The organism is Dietzia sp. NPDC055340 (assembly GCF_053645335.1).
The window spans coordinates 140,940-155,370 of sequence record NZ_JBSHML010000001.1; the positions used below are offsets into that span (position 1 = coordinate 140,940).

Annotated in this window: 18 protein-coding genes; 14 read left to right on the plus strand and 4 right to left on the minus strand. The window is 72.3% G+C overall.

Annotated elements, in window-relative coordinates; translation table 11 throughout:
• The first annotated feature begins 40 nt into the window (after nucleotides 1-40).
• The 10 genes from folP to ACWIFB_RS00655 all read left to right on the plus strand — a co-directional run bounded on the left by folP (nucleotide 41) and on the right by ACWIFB_RS00655 (nucleotide 7,927).
• Complete coding sequence (gene folP, locus ACWIFB_RS00610) at nucleotides 41-862, plus strand: dihydropteroate synthase (protein WP_454056970.1); 822 nt, start codon at nucleotides 41-43, stop codon at nucleotides 860-862.
• Nucleotides 862-1,257: a dihydroneopterin aldolase gene (gene folB / locus ACWIFB_RS00615; protein ID WP_452099690.1), complete on the plus strand. Its 396-nt coding sequence runs from the start codon at nucleotides 862-864 to the stop codon at nucleotides 1,255-1,257. The genes folP and folB overlap by 1 nt, the downstream gene beginning before the upstream one ends.
• Nucleotides 1,254-1,778, plus strand: coding sequence for a 2-amino-4-hydroxy-6-hydroxymethyldihydropteridine diphosphokinase (folK, locus tag ACWIFB_RS00620; RefSeq protein ID WP_454056971.1), 525 nt, complete (start codon nucleotides 1,254-1,256; stop codon nucleotides 1,776-1,778). Before folB ends, folK begins: the two co-directional genes overlap by 4 nt.
• Before the next feature lies 1 nt (nucleotide 1,779).
• Nucleotides 1,780-2,256, plus strand: a complete 477-nt coding sequence (locus ACWIFB_RS00625) for a DUF3180 domain-containing protein (protein WP_454056972.1) — start codon at nucleotides 1,780-1,782, stop codon at nucleotides 2,254-2,256.
• Nucleotides 2,257-2,422: 166 nt separating this feature from the next.
• The gene (locus ACWIFB_RS00630; protein WP_454056973.1) at nucleotides 2,423-3,667 is read left to right on the plus strand and encodes a DUF6779 domain-containing protein; all 1,245 of its coding nucleotides are present in this window, start codon (nucleotides 2,423-2,425) and stop codon (nucleotides 3,665-3,667) included.
• Nucleotides 3,668-3,913: 246 nt separating this feature from the next.
• Nucleotides 3,914-4,867 carry a Rossmann-like and DUF2520 domain-containing protein gene (locus ACWIFB_RS00635; RefSeq protein ID WP_452099715.1) on the plus strand — a complete coding sequence of 318 codons (954 nt, stop codon included), beginning with the start codon at nucleotides 3,914-3,916 and terminating at the stop codon, nucleotides 4,865-4,867.
• Nucleotides 4,864-5,874: a pantoate--beta-alanine ligase gene (gene panC, locus ACWIFB_RS00640; RefSeq protein ID WP_452099684.1), complete on the plus strand. Its 1,011-nt coding sequence runs from the start codon at nucleotides 4,864-4,866 to the stop codon at nucleotides 5,872-5,874. The genes ACWIFB_RS00635 and panC overlap by 4 nt, the downstream gene beginning before the upstream one ends.
• A 3-nt stretch (nucleotides 5,875-5,877) precedes the next feature.
• Nucleotides 5,878-6,303, plus strand: a complete 426-nt coding sequence (panD, locus tag ACWIFB_RS00645; protein WP_230929913.1) for an aspartate 1-decarboxylase — start codon at nucleotides 5,878-5,880, stop codon at nucleotides 6,301-6,303.
• A gap of 15 nt (nucleotides 6,304-6,318) precedes the next feature.
• Nucleotides 6,319-7,089, plus strand: coding sequence for a type III pantothenate kinase (locus ACWIFB_RS00650; RefSeq protein ID WP_452099682.1), 771 nt, complete (start codon nucleotides 6,319-6,321; stop codon nucleotides 7,087-7,089).
• A 49-nt stretch (nucleotides 7,090-7,138) separates the two neighbouring features.
• Nucleotides 7,139-7,927, plus strand: a complete 789-nt coding sequence (locus ACWIFB_RS00655) for a TMEM175 family protein (RefSeq protein ID WP_452099681.1) — start codon at nucleotides 7,139-7,141, stop codon at nucleotides 7,925-7,927.
• On the opposite strand, the gene ygiD is transcribed toward ACWIFB_RS00655, so the two are convergent.
• Nucleotides 7,909-8,700 (minus strand): 4,5-DOPA-extradiol-dioxygenase, encoded by a 792-nt coding sequence (ygiD, locus tag ACWIFB_RS00660; RefSeq protein ID WP_454056974.1) that lies wholly within the window; start codon nucleotides 8,698-8,700, stop codon nucleotides 7,909-7,911. The genes ACWIFB_RS00655 and ygiD overlap by 19 nt on opposite strands.
• A gap of 229 nt (nucleotides 8,701-8,929) precedes the next feature.
• Here ygiD and ACWIFB_RS00665 point away from each other — a divergent pair, with 229 nt between their 5' ends.
• The 3 genes from ACWIFB_RS00665 (at nucleotide 8,930) to ACWIFB_RS00675 (ending at nucleotide 11,422) form a co-directional block, all read left to right on the plus strand.
• Complete coding sequence (locus ACWIFB_RS00665; RefSeq protein WP_452099679.1) at nucleotides 8,930-9,340, plus strand: rhodanese-like domain-containing protein; 411 nt, start codon at nucleotides 8,930-8,932, stop codon at nucleotides 9,338-9,340.
• A 66-nt stretch (nucleotides 9,341-9,406) separates the two neighbouring features.
• Complete coding sequence (gene lysS, locus ACWIFB_RS00670) at nucleotides 9,407-11,038, plus strand: lysine--tRNA ligase (RefSeq protein WP_454056975.1); 1,632 nt, start codon at nucleotides 9,407-9,409, stop codon at nucleotides 11,036-11,038.
• Nucleotides 11,039-11,068: 30 nt separating this feature from the next.
• On the plus strand, nucleotides 11,069-11,422 hold the full coding sequence (locus ACWIFB_RS00675; protein WP_452099714.1) for a DUF6518 family protein: 354 nt from the start codon (nucleotides 11,069-11,071) through the stop codon (nucleotides 11,420-11,422).
• Nucleotides 11,423-11,618: 196 nt separating this feature from the next.
• Here the strand turns inward: ACWIFB_RS00675 and ACWIFB_RS00680 are convergent, their stop codons facing one another.
• On the minus strand, nucleotides 11,619-12,407 hold the full coding sequence (locus ACWIFB_RS00680; protein ID WP_452099675.1) for a L,D-transpeptidase: 789 nt from the start codon (nucleotides 12,405-12,407) through the stop codon (nucleotides 11,619-11,621).
• A 62-nt stretch (nucleotides 12,408-12,469) separates the two neighbouring features.
• Nucleotides 12,470-13,099, minus strand: a complete 630-nt coding sequence (locus ACWIFB_RS00685) for a DUF1801 domain-containing protein (protein WP_454056976.1) — start codon at nucleotides 13,097-13,099, stop codon at nucleotides 12,470-12,472.
• A gap of 115 nt (nucleotides 13,100-13,214) precedes the next feature.
• Here ACWIFB_RS00685 and ACWIFB_RS00690 point away from each other — a divergent pair, with 115 nt between their 5' ends.
• Nucleotides 13,215-13,841, plus strand: coding sequence for a L,D-transpeptidase (locus ACWIFB_RS00690; RefSeq protein WP_454056977.1), 627 nt, complete (start codon nucleotides 13,215-13,217; stop codon nucleotides 13,839-13,841).
• 22 nt (nucleotides 13,842-13,863) lie between these two features.
• Here the strand turns inward: ACWIFB_RS00690 and ACWIFB_RS00695 are convergent, their stop codons facing one another.
• Entirely contained in the window at nucleotides 13,864-14,421 is a 558-nt protein-coding gene (locus ACWIFB_RS00695) for a hypothetical protein (RefSeq protein ID WP_230929922.1), read from the minus strand.
• Nucleotides 14,422-14,431: the final 10 nt, after the last annotated feature.

Below are 14,431 nucleotides of genomic sequence, written 5' to 3' on the forward strand. Positions count from 1 at the left end.
CTCGGCGCCTCCGCTTCCTCGCCCCGGCCGCTGTGCGGTCATGGGCGTCCTCAACGTCACCGCGGACTCGTTCTCCGACGGTGGACGTCACCTCGCGTACGCCGATGCCGTGGCGCATGCCCGCCGGATGGTCGCCTATGGCGCCGATCTCATCGACGTCGGTGGTGAATCCACCCGTCCGGGCTCCATTCGCGTCGACGAGGCCGACGAGCAGCGGCGGGTGCTCCCGCTGGTCCGCGAGCTCCGGTCCGAGGGGGTCGCCGTCTCGGTCGACACGATGCGCGCCCGGGTCGCCCGGAGCGCACTGGCGGACGGCGCGACGATCATCAACGACGTCTCAGGCGGCCTCGCCGACCCGGACATGCTGCGCGTCGTGGCCGATCACGGGGCGCCCGTGATCCTCATGCACTGGGTCTCACCCGACGACTACCGGGCCGGGGCCGGCGGCCGGGTCGACTACGGCGGCGACGTCGTGGGATCGGTCCGTGACCACCTGGCCCGACGGGCTGACGCCGCGATCGCCGCAGGAATCGACGCCTCCGACATCGTGCTGGACCCGGGTCTGGGGTTCGCCAAGAACTCCGACGACAACTGGGCGCTGCTGTGCGGCCTGGACCAGCTGATCGACCTGGGCTTCCCGGTCCTGGTCGCGGCCTCACGGAAGCGGTTCATCGGGTCGCTGCTGCACGGAGGGGACGGCGTGCCGCGGGAGGTCTCTGGCCGCGACGCGGCGACCGCGGCGATCACGGCGATCTCCGCCGCGGCCGGCGCATGGGGGGTGCGCGTGCACGACGTGGCACCCAGTGCGGATGCCGTGCGAGTCGCCTCCGCGTGGACAGCAGGAAAGGCGGGAACCAGCTGATGGCTGACCGGATCGAACTGACGGGGCTCCGGGTCCGCGGCAACCACGGGGTCTTCGAACACGAGAAGCGGGACGGCCAGGACTTCCTGGTGGACCTGGTGCTGTGGACCGACTTCACGGCGGCCGCCGCCTCCGACGACCTCGCCGACACGGTCGACTACGGCGCTCTGGCGCAGTTCGCGCACGACGTCGTGTCCGGCCCGGCCTGCGACCTCATCGAGACGGTGGCCTCACGCATCGCGGACGGAATCATGGACATGGCCCCGACGGCCCACGCCGTGGAGGTCACCCTCCACAAGCCGCAGGCGCCGATCCCCGCCGAGTTCGCCGACGTGGCGGTGGTCGCCCGGCGTTCCCGCAAGGACGGCCGCGACCGGGTGGCGGTCCCGCGATGAGCTGCCGCGCGGTGCTGTCGATCGGCGGCAACCAGGGCGACGCCCTGGCCCTGCTCAGATCGGTGGCCGAGGCGGCCGCCGCCGACGGGATCCTGCGCGCGGCGTCGTCGGTCTACGCCACCCCGCCGTGGGGCGGCGTCGAGCAGGACGACTTCCTCAACGCGGTCCTCATCGTGGAGCACCCCGGCTCGCCCGCCGATGTCCTCGAGTGGGGCTTCGAGCGCGAGCGTGCGGCCGGCCGCACCCGGGACGTGCGCTGGGGCCCGCGCACCCTGGACGTCGACGTGATCGCGGCGGACGTGGACGGCAGCCCCGTGGCCTCGGACGATCCGACCCTCACGCTCCCGCATCCCCGCGCCGTCGACCGGGCGTTCGTCCTGGTCCCGTGGCTGGAGGCGGAGCCCGGGGCGACACTCGCCGGATCCCCGCTCCGAGACCTGCTCGGCGCCCTCGACCCCGCGGACGTCAGTGCGGTCCGCCGCCTGGAGGACTCGCTGTCCCCGGACGGGTGGGCGGGCTGAGGTGACCAGGATCTCGACGCTCACGCTCGCGTTGGTCGCACTCGTGGCCGCCGTCGCCGCGTACGTGCTCACCGGGACGTTCCTCGGTTCGTTCCCCCCGATCGGTTTCGGCTGGGTGACGTTGATCGTGGTCGCGGCGGTCGACATCCTGTTGGCCCTGCGGATCCGGGGAGCGATCTCGGACAATTCGGTCGGTCAGGACCGCAGCCAGATGCACCCGCTGACCATCGCGCGCAGCGCGGCACTCGGCCAGGCCTCCGCGGTCCTCGGCGCGGCCGCGGCCGGTGTGGGAGCCGGCCTGACCCTGTTCTTCCTGCTCCGGCTCGGGGAGCTCGCCGTGGCGGGCGAGGAGTGGCCGGCGGCCGTGGCGGTCCTGGTCTCCGGCACGGTCCTGGTCGGGGCGGGACTGTTCCTGGAGGCCTCGTGCCAGACCCCGCCTGACGACGACGACAACGCGGGCCTCGCCCAGCCGACCTGACTCCTCCCGCGGACCGCGCTAGACGACCTGACTCCTCCCGCGGACCTCGACGCGGTGGCTCCCGGGCCCCCGCTATACCCGATTGACCGGCCCGCCGGGGGAGAGTTCGGACCAACACACCTCGGTTACCTGTGTGACCAATGATCCTGGGGCTATCATGCGGGACATGAGTTCCGACGGCTCGACTGACAAGCCCAGGCCGGCTCGCGCCGGCCGCGGCGACGACCGCGGTCTGGCCAGCATCGCTCTGGGCGTGCTGCTGATCCTCGCGGTGGTGGCCACCGTGGTGATGGTGTTCACCGACAACCCGGTCTGGATGCGTGTCGGCACGCTGGCCGCGCTGTGGGCCGCCTTCATCGGCGCGTTCCTCGTCGCCCGGTACCGCCGTCAGGCCGCTGCCGAGGCCGCCCGCGTCCGCGACCTCCACACCGTCTACGAGCTCCAGCTCGAGCGTGAGATCTCGGCGCGCCGCGAGCACGAGCTGGTCGTGGAGAAGGAGCTGCGCGACTCGGTCCGCACCGAGACCTCCGAATCCGTCCTCGGCCTCCGCCAGGAGATCGCGGCCCTGCGCGAACAGCTCAGCGCGATGGGCGTGTCCCTGCCCGAGGACCGGTTCGCGGTCGGTGGCCACGCGCCCGCCGGCCAGCTCGGTGCCGGCTCGCTGCCGTCGGTGCCGTCCGAGCGGGTCGAGCCCCGTCGCCGTGCGGCCGAGTCGGGCGGCCAGCCGTGGAGTTCGACGTCGCGTCCGTATTCCGCGGCGGCGGGCACGTCGTCGTCTTCCTCATCGTCTTCTTCGGCTCCGGTCAGCGGCTTCGGTGCCCCGGCGGCGCCGACCTCGCCGGGTGTATCGCCGAGCTCCTCGCCGAGCACGTCGGATGCCGCAGCCGAGTCGTCCGGCGTGCCGGCGGCGGGCGTGGGCCCGGACGCCACCCCGAGCACCGAGCGCACCGAGAAGTTCTCTCCTGTCCAGGGGCGCCGCGCCCGCTCCGAGGCTCCGGAGTCCTCGCCGCGTCGGCCGGCGGTCCGGCCCGTGAGCGAGACGTCGCGGTCGTCGTGGCGTTCGGCGGAGACCGTGGCCCCGAGCCGCGAGTCGACTCCAGCGCCGCGGACGCAGACCCCGCCCGCCGCGGAACGTGCCGAGTCGGCCCAGACCGCCGCGCCCGCGACTCCGCCCGCCACACCTGCCACTCCGTCGGCCCAGACTCCGGAGCGTGCCGAGTCGGCTCCGGCCCCGGAGGGCCCCAGGGCCACGCCGTCGCAGGACGAGCAGACCGCGCCCGCGAGCCGCCACGGTTCCGGCTCCGGGCTCTCGGTCGCCGAACTCATGGCGCGGCTGGGTGGGGGAGACTCCGCACAGGGTGAGGACGACGCGTCGGCCGGTGGGCGCCGTCGTCGTCGCGCTGAGGACTGATCCTCGGCTGATGCGCGGCTAATTGCTCGCTTATGCCCGGCCGGCCCCCGGCCGAGATGCGAAAACCTGGCGAGGCCATGCGCCGCCAGTGTGAAGCCCCGGCGGCGCCAGCTTGAAAACGGTGCGTGTGAGGTGCACCACTGAATGGTGTCCAGTGCCCCGTGCGCGACTATTCTCGCCAGCGAGATGTCCGGGACCCGCCGCTGCGTGGGCCTGGAACGGATCGAGCAATGGAGCACTAGAGCGATGTCCGACTTCGGCGTCACCGGAACACCCCCTGCCCGCCTGTCCATCGGCCTCATCTCCGCAGGTCGCGTGGGCACTGCCGTCGGCGCCGCCCTCGAGCGTCGCGGCCATGTCGTCTCCACCGTCGTCGCACGGTCGGGGCGTTCGCGGGAACTCGCGGCCCGCCGCCTTCCCGAGGCCGTCGTCGCCGACCCCGCGACAGTCGCCGAGCACGGCGAACTCCTCATCCTCGCGGTCCCCGATTCCGCGCTGCCCGGTGTGGTGGCCGAACTCGCCGAGGCCGGCGCGTTCCGCCCGGGTCACATCGTCGTGCACGTCACCGGAGCGGTGGGCGCCGACGTCCTGCGCCCGGCCGCCGAGGCGGGCGCCGTGGTGGTGGCCGCGCACCCGGCCATGACCTTCACCGGCGGCGAGGCCGACGTCGACCGCATGGAGGGCTGCTCGTGGGCCCTGACCTCCCCGGATGAGGTCGGCCTGGTCGTGGGGCAGATGCTGGTCATGGAGACGGGCGGCCTGCCGGTCACCGTCGCCGAATCGAACCGGGCGCTCTACCACGCGGCGCTAGCGCACGGCGCCAATCACCTGGTCAGCCTCGTGGGCGACGCAGCCGAGGCGCTCGCCGCATCGTTCTCCGTCCTGCCGGGCGGCGGGGTCGAGGGCGATCCCGACGGGATGCTCGGCCAGGATTCCCAGGCGCTGGCGCGCCGGACGCTCGAGCCGCTACTGCGCGCCGCTCTCGACAACGTGCTGGCCTCCGGCGACGCAGCCCTGACCGGCCCCGTGATGCGCGGTGACGCCGTGACCGTCTCCCGGCACCTCGACGCGCTCGAGGACGTGGACTCCGGCATCGCCGCCGGCTACCGCGCCCTCGCTCTGCGCACCGCCGACCGGTGTGGCGCGGGCCGCGACGTCACCGACCTTCTCGCCCCCGATCTGACGGAGCAGTTCCGATGACCACCACCTTCCCGGTCCGCACCGCGGTCCCCGGACGCGCGAACACCGGCTACAGCCGGGGCGAGCTGACGATCCACCACGAGCCGGATTCGATCCGCGCGGTCACCGAGTCCCTGCGCAAGGTCGGCAAGCAGATCACGTTCGTGCCCACGATGGGTGCGCTGCACGAGGGGCACCTGGCGCTGGTGGAGGCCGCCCGCCGTACGCCCGGCTCGGTCGTGGTGGTGTCGATCTTCGTCAACCCGCTCCAGTTCGGGCCCGGTGAGGATCTCGACGCCTACCCGCGCACCCTCGACGAGGACGTCGCCCGCCTGGCCGAGGCCGGGGTCGAGCTGGTCTTCGCGCCCAGCGCGGCCACCATGTACCCGGACGGGCCGCGCACCACCGTGCTGCCGGGCGCGACGGGCGACATCCTCGACGGCGCCGCCCGCCCCGGCCACTTCGCGGGCATGCTCACCGTGGTGGCGAAGCTGCTGCACATCGTCGCCCCGCACCAGGCGTTCTTCGGTGAGAAGGACTACCAGCAGCTGGTGCTGATCCGGCAGATGGTGGCGGACCTGAACATGGACGTCCGCGTGGTGGGCGTGCCCACCGTCCGTGAGCCCGACGGCCTGGCCATGAGTTCGCGCAACCGCTACCTGTCGGACGACGAGCGCGAGCTGGCCACCACCATCAACGCCGCGCTCGTCGCGGGCACATTCGCCGCCAAGGGCGGGCGCCGGGCGGTCGTCGACGCCGCCGCGGCGGTCCTGGCCGAGCGTCCACAGATCTCGATCGACTACCTCGAGCTCCGCGCCGGCGATCTCGGCGATCCGCCCGAGGAGGGCCCCGGCCGGCTCCTCGTGGCCGCCCGCATCGGATCCACCCGCCTCATCGACAACGTCGGGGTGGCCATCGGCACGGGTTTCCTCGCCGCCGCCGAGGCCACCGTCGCCGCCCAGCAGGCCGACATGGCCCACGACCTCGCCGCGGACATCGATCCCGCCGCGGACTCCCAGGAAGGCTGACCCATGCAGCGCACCATGCTCCACTCCAAGATCCACCGGGCCACGGTGACCCAGGCGGATCTGCACTACGTCGGCTCCTGCACCATCGACGCCGACCTCATGGACGCCGCCGACCTGCTCGAGGGACAGCAGATCGACATCGTCGACATCGACAACGGCGCCCGCCTGACCACCTACGCCATCACCGGCGAGCGCGGTTCCGGCGTGATCAGCATCAACGGCGCCGCCGCCCACCTGGTGCACCCGGGCGACCTGGTGATCATCATCGCCTACGCGCAGATGGACGACGCCGAGGCGCGGGCCTACAAGCCCCGCGTCGTGTTTGTCGACGACGACAACCGCATGCTCACCGAGGGCACCGACCCGGCGGATGTTCCCGAGGGCTCGGGCCTGAAGAACCCGCGCGTGCCGGAGCCCGCGGCCGTCTAGGCGCGGGACGAATCCATGCTTCTCACCGTCGACGTCGGCAACACGCACATCCGGCTCGGGGTCTTCCCCGTCGACGGCGGCTCGCTCGAACGCACATGGAGCATGCGGACCTCGCCGTCGGTGACCTCCGACGAACTCGCCCTGACGATCCGTGGGCTGCTGGGGGAGTGCGCGCAGCGGCTCAGCGGCATCGCCGCGATGTCCGTGGTGCCGTCGGTGACCGGGGAACTGCGCCGGATGGCTGCCGACTATTGGCCGGGCCTGCGGTCCGTCGTGGTGGCGCCCGGGGTGAAGACCGGGGTGCCGCTGCTCGTCGACAATCCGCGTGAGGTGGGCTCGGACCGGGTCGTCAACGCGTTGGCCGCCCACACCCTGTTCGAGGGGCCCGTCGTCGTCGTCGACGTCGACACGGCGACCACCGTCGACGCCATCTCCGCCCGCGGCGAGTTGCTCGGCGGGGCGATCGCGCCCGGCATCGACATCTCCGTGGACGCACTGGCCGAGCGCGCTGCGGCCCTCCGCAAGATCGAGGTCGTGCGGCCGCGCGGCGCGTTGGGCAAGAACACCGTGGCGGCGCTGCAGGCCGGCATCGTGATCGGCTTCGCCGGACAGATCGACGCCCTGGTCGACCGGCTCCGCGCCGACGTCGCCGAGCTCTCCGACGCCTCCGTGGTGCTCACGGGAATGCGCGCCGACGTGGTGTCCGAGGAGTCCCGGACCGTCACGGACGTCGAGCCGGAGCTCGCGCTCGAGGGTCTGCGGTTGGTGTACGAGCGCAACTGCTGACCTGCGGGATGTCCTGCGCCCGGCGGTGGCCGTCGGGCATGCTTGGTGGATGAGCGGTGCGAACGCCGGACGGTCGGGCGGGCCCGGCCGCGGTGGGAGCGACGACTCCGCCGACGACGATGACGCGTACGACGACACGACCAGCGACGTGCTCCGCCGTGACTCGTCGGAGTTCGATCGCGGGCTGTCCTTCTTCGACGCCATCTACGGGTTCGCCGTCACGCTGCTGATCGCGAACGTGGACCTGCCGGAGCCGCAGGAGTGGCAGAACCTGCCGTCGCTGGCGGATTCCGGGCTGGGACAGCAGCTGTTCGGGGTGGTGCTGAGCTTCGTGGTGATCTGCGTGCTTTGGCGCGTCAACGTGCGGCTGATCAAGCACATGCGGGGGCTCGACGGTCCGATGATGGTCGCCAATCTCGTGGCGACCGGCCTGGTGATCCTCGTGCCGTTCACGACCGATGCCCTCAGTAATCCCGCGACGGCGGACCTGGCGTTGCCGACGGTGCTGTACGCGGTGAACATCGCGGGCGTGTCGCTGGCGCAGTCGGCCGTCTACCAGCTGGGCCGGCGGGGTGGTCTGGAGCGGAGCCCGACGTCGGCCCGGCAGAACCGGGCCGCCCTGGGCGATGCCCTGGTGACCCCGGCGGTGTTCCTGGTCTCGGTGCCGATCGCGTTGACGCTCGGGGCGTTCGCGGCGCAGCTGACCTGGCTGTCGCTGGTGGTGCTGCTGCCGGTGGCCGGCCACCTGTCCTCCCGGGCGGCCGCCCGCGCCCGCGTGGCCGGGCCGGGGGCGGGTCGGGTGAAACCGGACGCCGGGGGTCAGGCAGCCGAGCGGTAGCTGGTCATGGAGACCGAGCCCCAGGCGTAGCCCTTGCTGAAGGCCTCGAGCTTCTCGCCGGAGCCTGCCGCCATGCCGGCGGTGTAGAGCAGCGGCAGGTAGTGGTCGGCGGTGGGGATCGACATGCCGGCGTCGGGGTGCTCGGTCAGGGCGAGGGCGTCCTCGGGACGCTCGGTGAGCACGTTCTGGACGTGGTCGTCGAAGCGGTGGGCCCAGTCGGTGCCCGTGTCGCCGCGCGAGGGGTCGACGGCCCGCAGGTTGTGCACGACGTTGCCGCTGGCCAGGACGAGCACGCCCGAGTCTCGCAGTGCGGAGAGCTTGGTGCCCAGGTCGAAGTGGTAGCTCGCCGGCTTGGACGCGTCGACGGACAACTGGGCCACGGGCACGTCGGCGTCGGGAAAGACGTGGGCGAGAACGGACCAGGTGCCGTGGTCCAGCCCCCACGAGTCGCGGTCGGCCCCCACCCAGGGCGGCTTGACGACCTCGGCCACTTCGGCCGCCAACTCGGGCGCGCCGGCGGCGGGGTACTCGAACTCGTTGAGTTCCCGGGGGAAGCCGTAGAAGTCGTGGATCGTGCGCGGCGAGGACATGGCGGTCACGGCGGTGGCGTTGATGTACCAGTGCGCGGACACGGCCAGGACGGCGCGGGGGCGCTCGGGCAGGGAGTCGCCGAGGGCGGCCCACTCGCGGGTCCAGGCGTTGTCCTCGAGTGCGTTGAGGGGGACGCCGTGTCCGATGAAGGCTGCGGGCTGGCGGGCGTACGAGGCGGTCATCACTTCTCCTTGGATCGCTATGTATATGATGCATCAACTAAATTCGAAATGCCAGCCCTTGGTCGACGGGCCTTGAAGTGGGTAGACCGGTCTGTCTATTATTGCGGTCATGAACGCGCGACGAATGCCCTCGGCCGGTCCGGCGGCATCGACGCGCGCGCAGCTTCGGTGTCCCGGCCCGGCAACGCCCCGATCGACCACCAGAGCTGCAATCCACCGGGAGAACCACATGACCGCCGCCTTCACCACCACGACCCTCTCGACCACCGTCACCGCCGCGGACTACGCGGTGGCCGTCCGGGCCGGCGCCCTCGTGGTGGACATCCGCTCCCGTGCGCAGCGTGAGCGGCAGGGGGTGCTGGCCGGGGCCATTGCAGTGGAGGCCCGCCCGGTGGTGGACCTGCTCGATCCGTCCTCGGCCGCGCCGCTGGCCGCCGTCGCCGACGGCCGCCGGGTGGTGCTGGTGAGTGACGACGGACTGGACGCGGAACTGTTCGCCCTCGAGCTGGCGTCCCGCGGGGTCCGCGGTGTCCGTGCCGTCGACGGCGGCCACGAGGCGCTGCGGTCCGCCCGCGCACTCGGGCTGCTCACCGACGCGGACCACCTGATCCGCGAGCGGTCCGCGATCTCCGCGCACTGACGTCGCGGCTGAAGCCCCGGCCACGGGTTCGGTCCCGCCGCACAGGGAGGACTATCCTCGGGAATCGTGACTGACTCGACTTCCTCCGCTCCCGGGGCCGTCCAGGACGAGCCCGCCGACGACACCCCCGAGCAGCTGCGCATCCGCCGCGACAAGCGACAGCGCCTGCTCGAGTCCGGAGTGGAGGCGTACCCGGTCGACGTCCCCCGTACCCACGGGCTGGCCGAGATCACCTCGGACCCGCGCTTCGCCGCACTCGAGCCGGGAGAGGAGACCGACGTCGTGGTCTCCGTGACCGGCCGCGTGCTCTTCGTGCGCAATACCGGCAAGCTCTGCTTCGTGCGCCTGCAGGACGGAATCGACCCGGCCGCGGACCTGTCCGCCCCGGCGGTCGACGGTGAGGCGGACGGGTTCACCCCGCAGCTGCAGGCCATGCTCTCGCTGGCCAACGTCGGCCAGGAGCGGCTCGACGCCTGGAAGCAGGACGTGGACCTCGGTGACTTCGTCTCGGTGACGGGGCGGGTCGTGCGCTCCAAGCGTGGCGAGCTGTCGGTCATGGCCGATTCGTGGGTGCTCGCCGCCAAGTCGCTGCGCCCGTTGCCTGTCGCGCACAAGGAGATGAGCGAGGACACCCGCATCCGCCAGCGCTACACCGACCTCATCATGCGTGAGCAGGCCCGGCGGAACGCCCTGCTGCGCATCAAGGTCGTGCGGGCACTGCGCCACGCGCTCGAGCGCCGGGACTTCCTCGAGGTCGAGACGCCCATGCTGCAGACCCTGCACGGCGGCGCGGCGGCCCGGCCGTTCGTCACCCACTCCAACGCGCTGGACCTGGACCTGTACCTGCGCATCGCCCCGGAGCTCTACCTCAAGCGCTGCGTCGTGGGCGGCATCGAGCGGGTCTTCGAGATCAACCGCAACTTCCGCAACGAGGGTGTCGACTCCTCGCACAGCCCCGAGTTCGCGATGCTCGAGACCTATCAAGCGTACGGCGACTACGACACGGCCGCCACGATGATCCGCGAGGTCATCCAGGAGGTGGCCACCGAGGTGTTCGGGTCGACCACGGTCACTCTCGTGGACGGCACCACCTATGACCTGGGTGGGCAGTGGCGCGAGGTGAAGATGTACCCGTCGCTCAACGAGGCACTGCAGCGCAAGCACCCGGAACTGGCCACCGCGGGCGCCGAGACGGTGACCGTCGATTCCGGCGTCGCCGAGCTGACCGCACTGGCCGGCAAGATCGGACTCGAGGTCCCCTCGGGCAAGGGCTGGCTGCACGGCAAGCTCGTCGAGGAGCTGTGGGAGCACCTGTGCGCCGACCAGCTGGACGGCCCGGTGTTCGTCCGCGACTTCCCGGTGGAGACCTCGCCGCTGACCCGCGACCACCGCACGGACCGCGGCGTCACCGAGAAGTGGGACCTGTACGTCCGCGGCTTCGAACTCGCGACCGCCTACTCCGAGCTCGTCGACCCGGTCATCCAGCGCCAGCGCTTCGAGGACCAGGCCAGGCTGGCCGCGGCCGGTGACGACGAGGCGATGGTCCTCGACGAGGACTTCCTCGCCGCGATGGAGCAGGGCATGCCGCCGTCGGCCGGCCTGGGCATGGGCATCGACCGCCTGCTCATGGCGCTGACCGGTCTCGGGATCCGCGAGACGATCCTGTTCCCGATGGTCAAGCCGCTTCCGCGCGACTGACCTGACAGTCGCCCGGGGACAGCACGCGCGCTGGTTCTCGGGCTGGTTTCCGGTGTGTTGCTCACCGTGACCCATCGATTGCTGCCCGATCAGTGGGCGGTCCTGGCCGGGACGAGCGCGCTCTGGGGCGTGGTCTCCCTCGTCGCCGGCCGTCGGCTCGGTGAGCGAACCGTCCACGGGGCGGCCGCGGGTCTGACCGCGATGGTCGGCGTGCTGATTCCCTGGCTCGCGATCCATGCGGCCTCCACGCCCCCGGCCGAACTCGCGCTGTGGATGATCGTGGGCCCGGTCGCCGGAGCGATCTGCGGCGCGGCCGGTGCGATGTCCCGGATGCCCGGTCGGAGAGGAGCGCTCGCGGCCGGGGTGGTGCCAGGGATCGTCTGAGGCGAGGCGGTCTACGGTCTGCTGCTGATCGGTGGGCCTGCCTGGGGGCTCGAGTCGGTCCTGGCCGCAGGGCTCCTGGTGGTGGTGTCCCGTCGGGGCGGCCGGTTGTGCGCGTTCGGGTCGGCGGCGGTCCTGGTCGCCCTGGCCGCCGCGGCGTGCTTGGTCTACGACTCGATCCTGTGAGGAAGGGGACGCCTCAGAATGCGACGACCTCGTCCCCGACCTTCAGGTGCTCGAAGAAGTGGGCGGCGGCGTGGTGCCCCAGGTGGATGCAGCCGTGTGACGGCTCGTCGAGTCGGCCCTCATGGAACGCGATGCCGCTGACCGTGAAGTACGTCGAGAACGGCATCGGGGAGTCGAACGGGATGCTGTGGTCGTGACGGACGTGCCGCAGGACGTGGTGCGAGCCGCGGACCGTCTCGTGGCCGGGCCGGCCCGTGGTGATGGGAACCGGGCCGTAGGTGACGCGGCCGCCGTCGACCATCCACGCCTGTTTGCCGTCGACATCGATGCAGGCCCGGGCGGTCGGCGGGCACTGCGGCGGGGCGATCGCCGGCTCGGTCTCCGGGGAGCTCGCGACGGGGGCGCCCGGGCCGTAGCCGAGCATCGTCTCCCGGGTCATCCGCTCTGCCTCCGCCGGGTCGGCGGGCGACTGCGAGAGCACGTCACGCGCGATGAGATCGACGTTCGTGAGGTGCTCGGGCTGCTCCTGCTCGAGGAGGACCTGCCGGGCCACCGAGCGGATCAGCAGGGGATCCACGGAGACGGGCTGCGGGGACTCCTCGAGGACGGCAGGGGCGGCGGAGCCCGCCGCAGAGGCAGGGGATGCGGCGGTGGTCGCTGCGGCCGAGGCGACCGCGGTGGTGTCGTCGGGATCCGTGTTCCCTGCCCCCACTGCGGCCCCGGCGACGGCCGCCCCGACGACCGTCGCGGCGCCGAGCGCGGCGAGGTGGTTGCGGCGGACGGGCCGGTGCTCGGAAGGCATGTGGCCACCCTATCGCTGACGCGTCCACGCGTGGCCCCGCGCGGAGCCGCGCCGGCCCCGGGTCATTCCACTCCGCCGCGAGCCCACCCGGCCGCGATCATCTCCCGCAGCACCAGCTCGTCGATGCGTGCGAGCCGCGTGAGGTAGAGGCACCCCTTGCCGGTTCTGTGCGGGCCCAACCGTCCGAGGACAGCCGGGTCGTCGGGCAGGATCCCGTACAACGAGAGCGCCGATGCCCGGGGACTGAACCCCACCCGGAAGGAGTCACCCTCGCGACCGGAGTCGTAGACGTAGTGGTGGTGCCCGTACCCGACCATCGACGGGCCCCACAGGACGGGTTCCTCGCCGGTCTCCTCGCCGAACAACTCCAGCAGCCGCAGCCCGTCCTCGACACGCCGGGCGGTCGGCAGACCCTCGATCCAGGCGCGCGGGGAGCCGCCCGACGCCGCGAGCGTGGTGTTGTCGTTGCGGCCGGTGGGGCGTGGCCTCGCGACCGGGTCGGTGAACGCCAGCTCGGCACCGGTGAGCGCGTCGCGGAGCACCCCCAACTGGGCCGGGCCGAGCCCGTGGAGGGCCAGCACCTCCCCTTCGGCCCGGCCGTCGAGTTGCCGGAGGTCGGTGATCCCGGCCGCGGCGAGAGCCCGAGCCGCGGGGGCGGACAGGCGGGGCAGGGGTAGTGGCGTGTCGGACATGGGGAGACGCTAGCCCACCATCGGCCGGCCGGCTCGGCCCTGAGGGCGTGCTGAGATCGGACTGTGACTCCGCGATGCGCGGCCGGGTGATCCGCGCCGGGCATAATCAGCGCACATGACACGCTTCGTCCCGCGCGCGGCGCTCGCGGTCGCCGCCGCCGTCGCACTGGCGGTATCCGCGGCTCCCGCCGCCTCCGCCCAGCTGCCGCTGCCGGTCCCACCGGAGATCGAGCAGGCGATCACGCAGGCGCAAGCCGGCTCGGCGCAGGCCGACTACGATGCGCGCACCTCGATCGGCGGGGCCCTGGAATCCGCCGGGATCACCCCGCCGCCGGGATTCGTCCCGCCGCCGCCCGCGGCACCCACGCCGTCGGCCCCGCCGGACGAGACCCCGCAGAGCCCGTGTCCGCGCACGGCCGACGCATGTGTGGATCTGGGCGGCGAACGCACGTGGCTGCAGGCCGACGGTCGGCTGAGCTACGGGCCGGTACGGATGTCCCACGGAAAGGCCGGCTGGGAGACGCCGACCGGCACCTACCAGGTCACCCGCAAGGTTCGCCACGAGGTGAGCCGCCTGTTCGACAACGCGCCGATGCCGTACTCCGTCTACTTCGTGGGCGGGATCGCCTTCCACGAGGGCGACCCGGCGATCGACTCCCACGGCTGCATCCGCATGGACCAGCCGGCGGCGGCCACCTACTTCGAGCACCTCGAGGTGGGCGACACCGTGGTGGTGTTCTGACGGCCCCGCGCCCGGGCCACTGTCACCGATCGTGATGGTGGGGGCGGGCCGACTCCACGTCCGGAAAGATGTACTCGGCCGACCGCGCGGCCCATGCGGACCCGCCGGTCACCAGCAGGAACCCGAGTGCTGCGACGAACGGCCCGTAGGACATGGCCGCGCCGGAGGGCAGCCCGGACAGCAACGGCTCGCCCGCGCCAGTGGACGACACCAGCGTCCACATGAACGCCAGGTGGGCGAGCAGGATGATCCCGCCGACCAGCGCCCCGGCCATCGCGAACGCACCGAGTCGGGTGGCCGCGGTGACGGCCACGAGGAACAGCAGCACCACCAGGCCCAGGAAGAGGACGGGTGCCACGCTGCGCACGTCGATGATCTCGGTGATGCCCAGCGCGGTGATCTGTGAGCCGCCGCCGGTGGTCAGCCACGGGAGGTAGAGGCTGAGCAGCGCCAGCGCGAGCCCGACCGCCGCGGCCAGCGCGCCGATCCGGTTGGTGACGTGGGGGACGATCCGCGTCCGCGCCGGAGCTCTGGTGGGAAGCGCCGCGCGATGGGGTGCGGGGTGCGTGTATGCGGTCATCGTGATCACC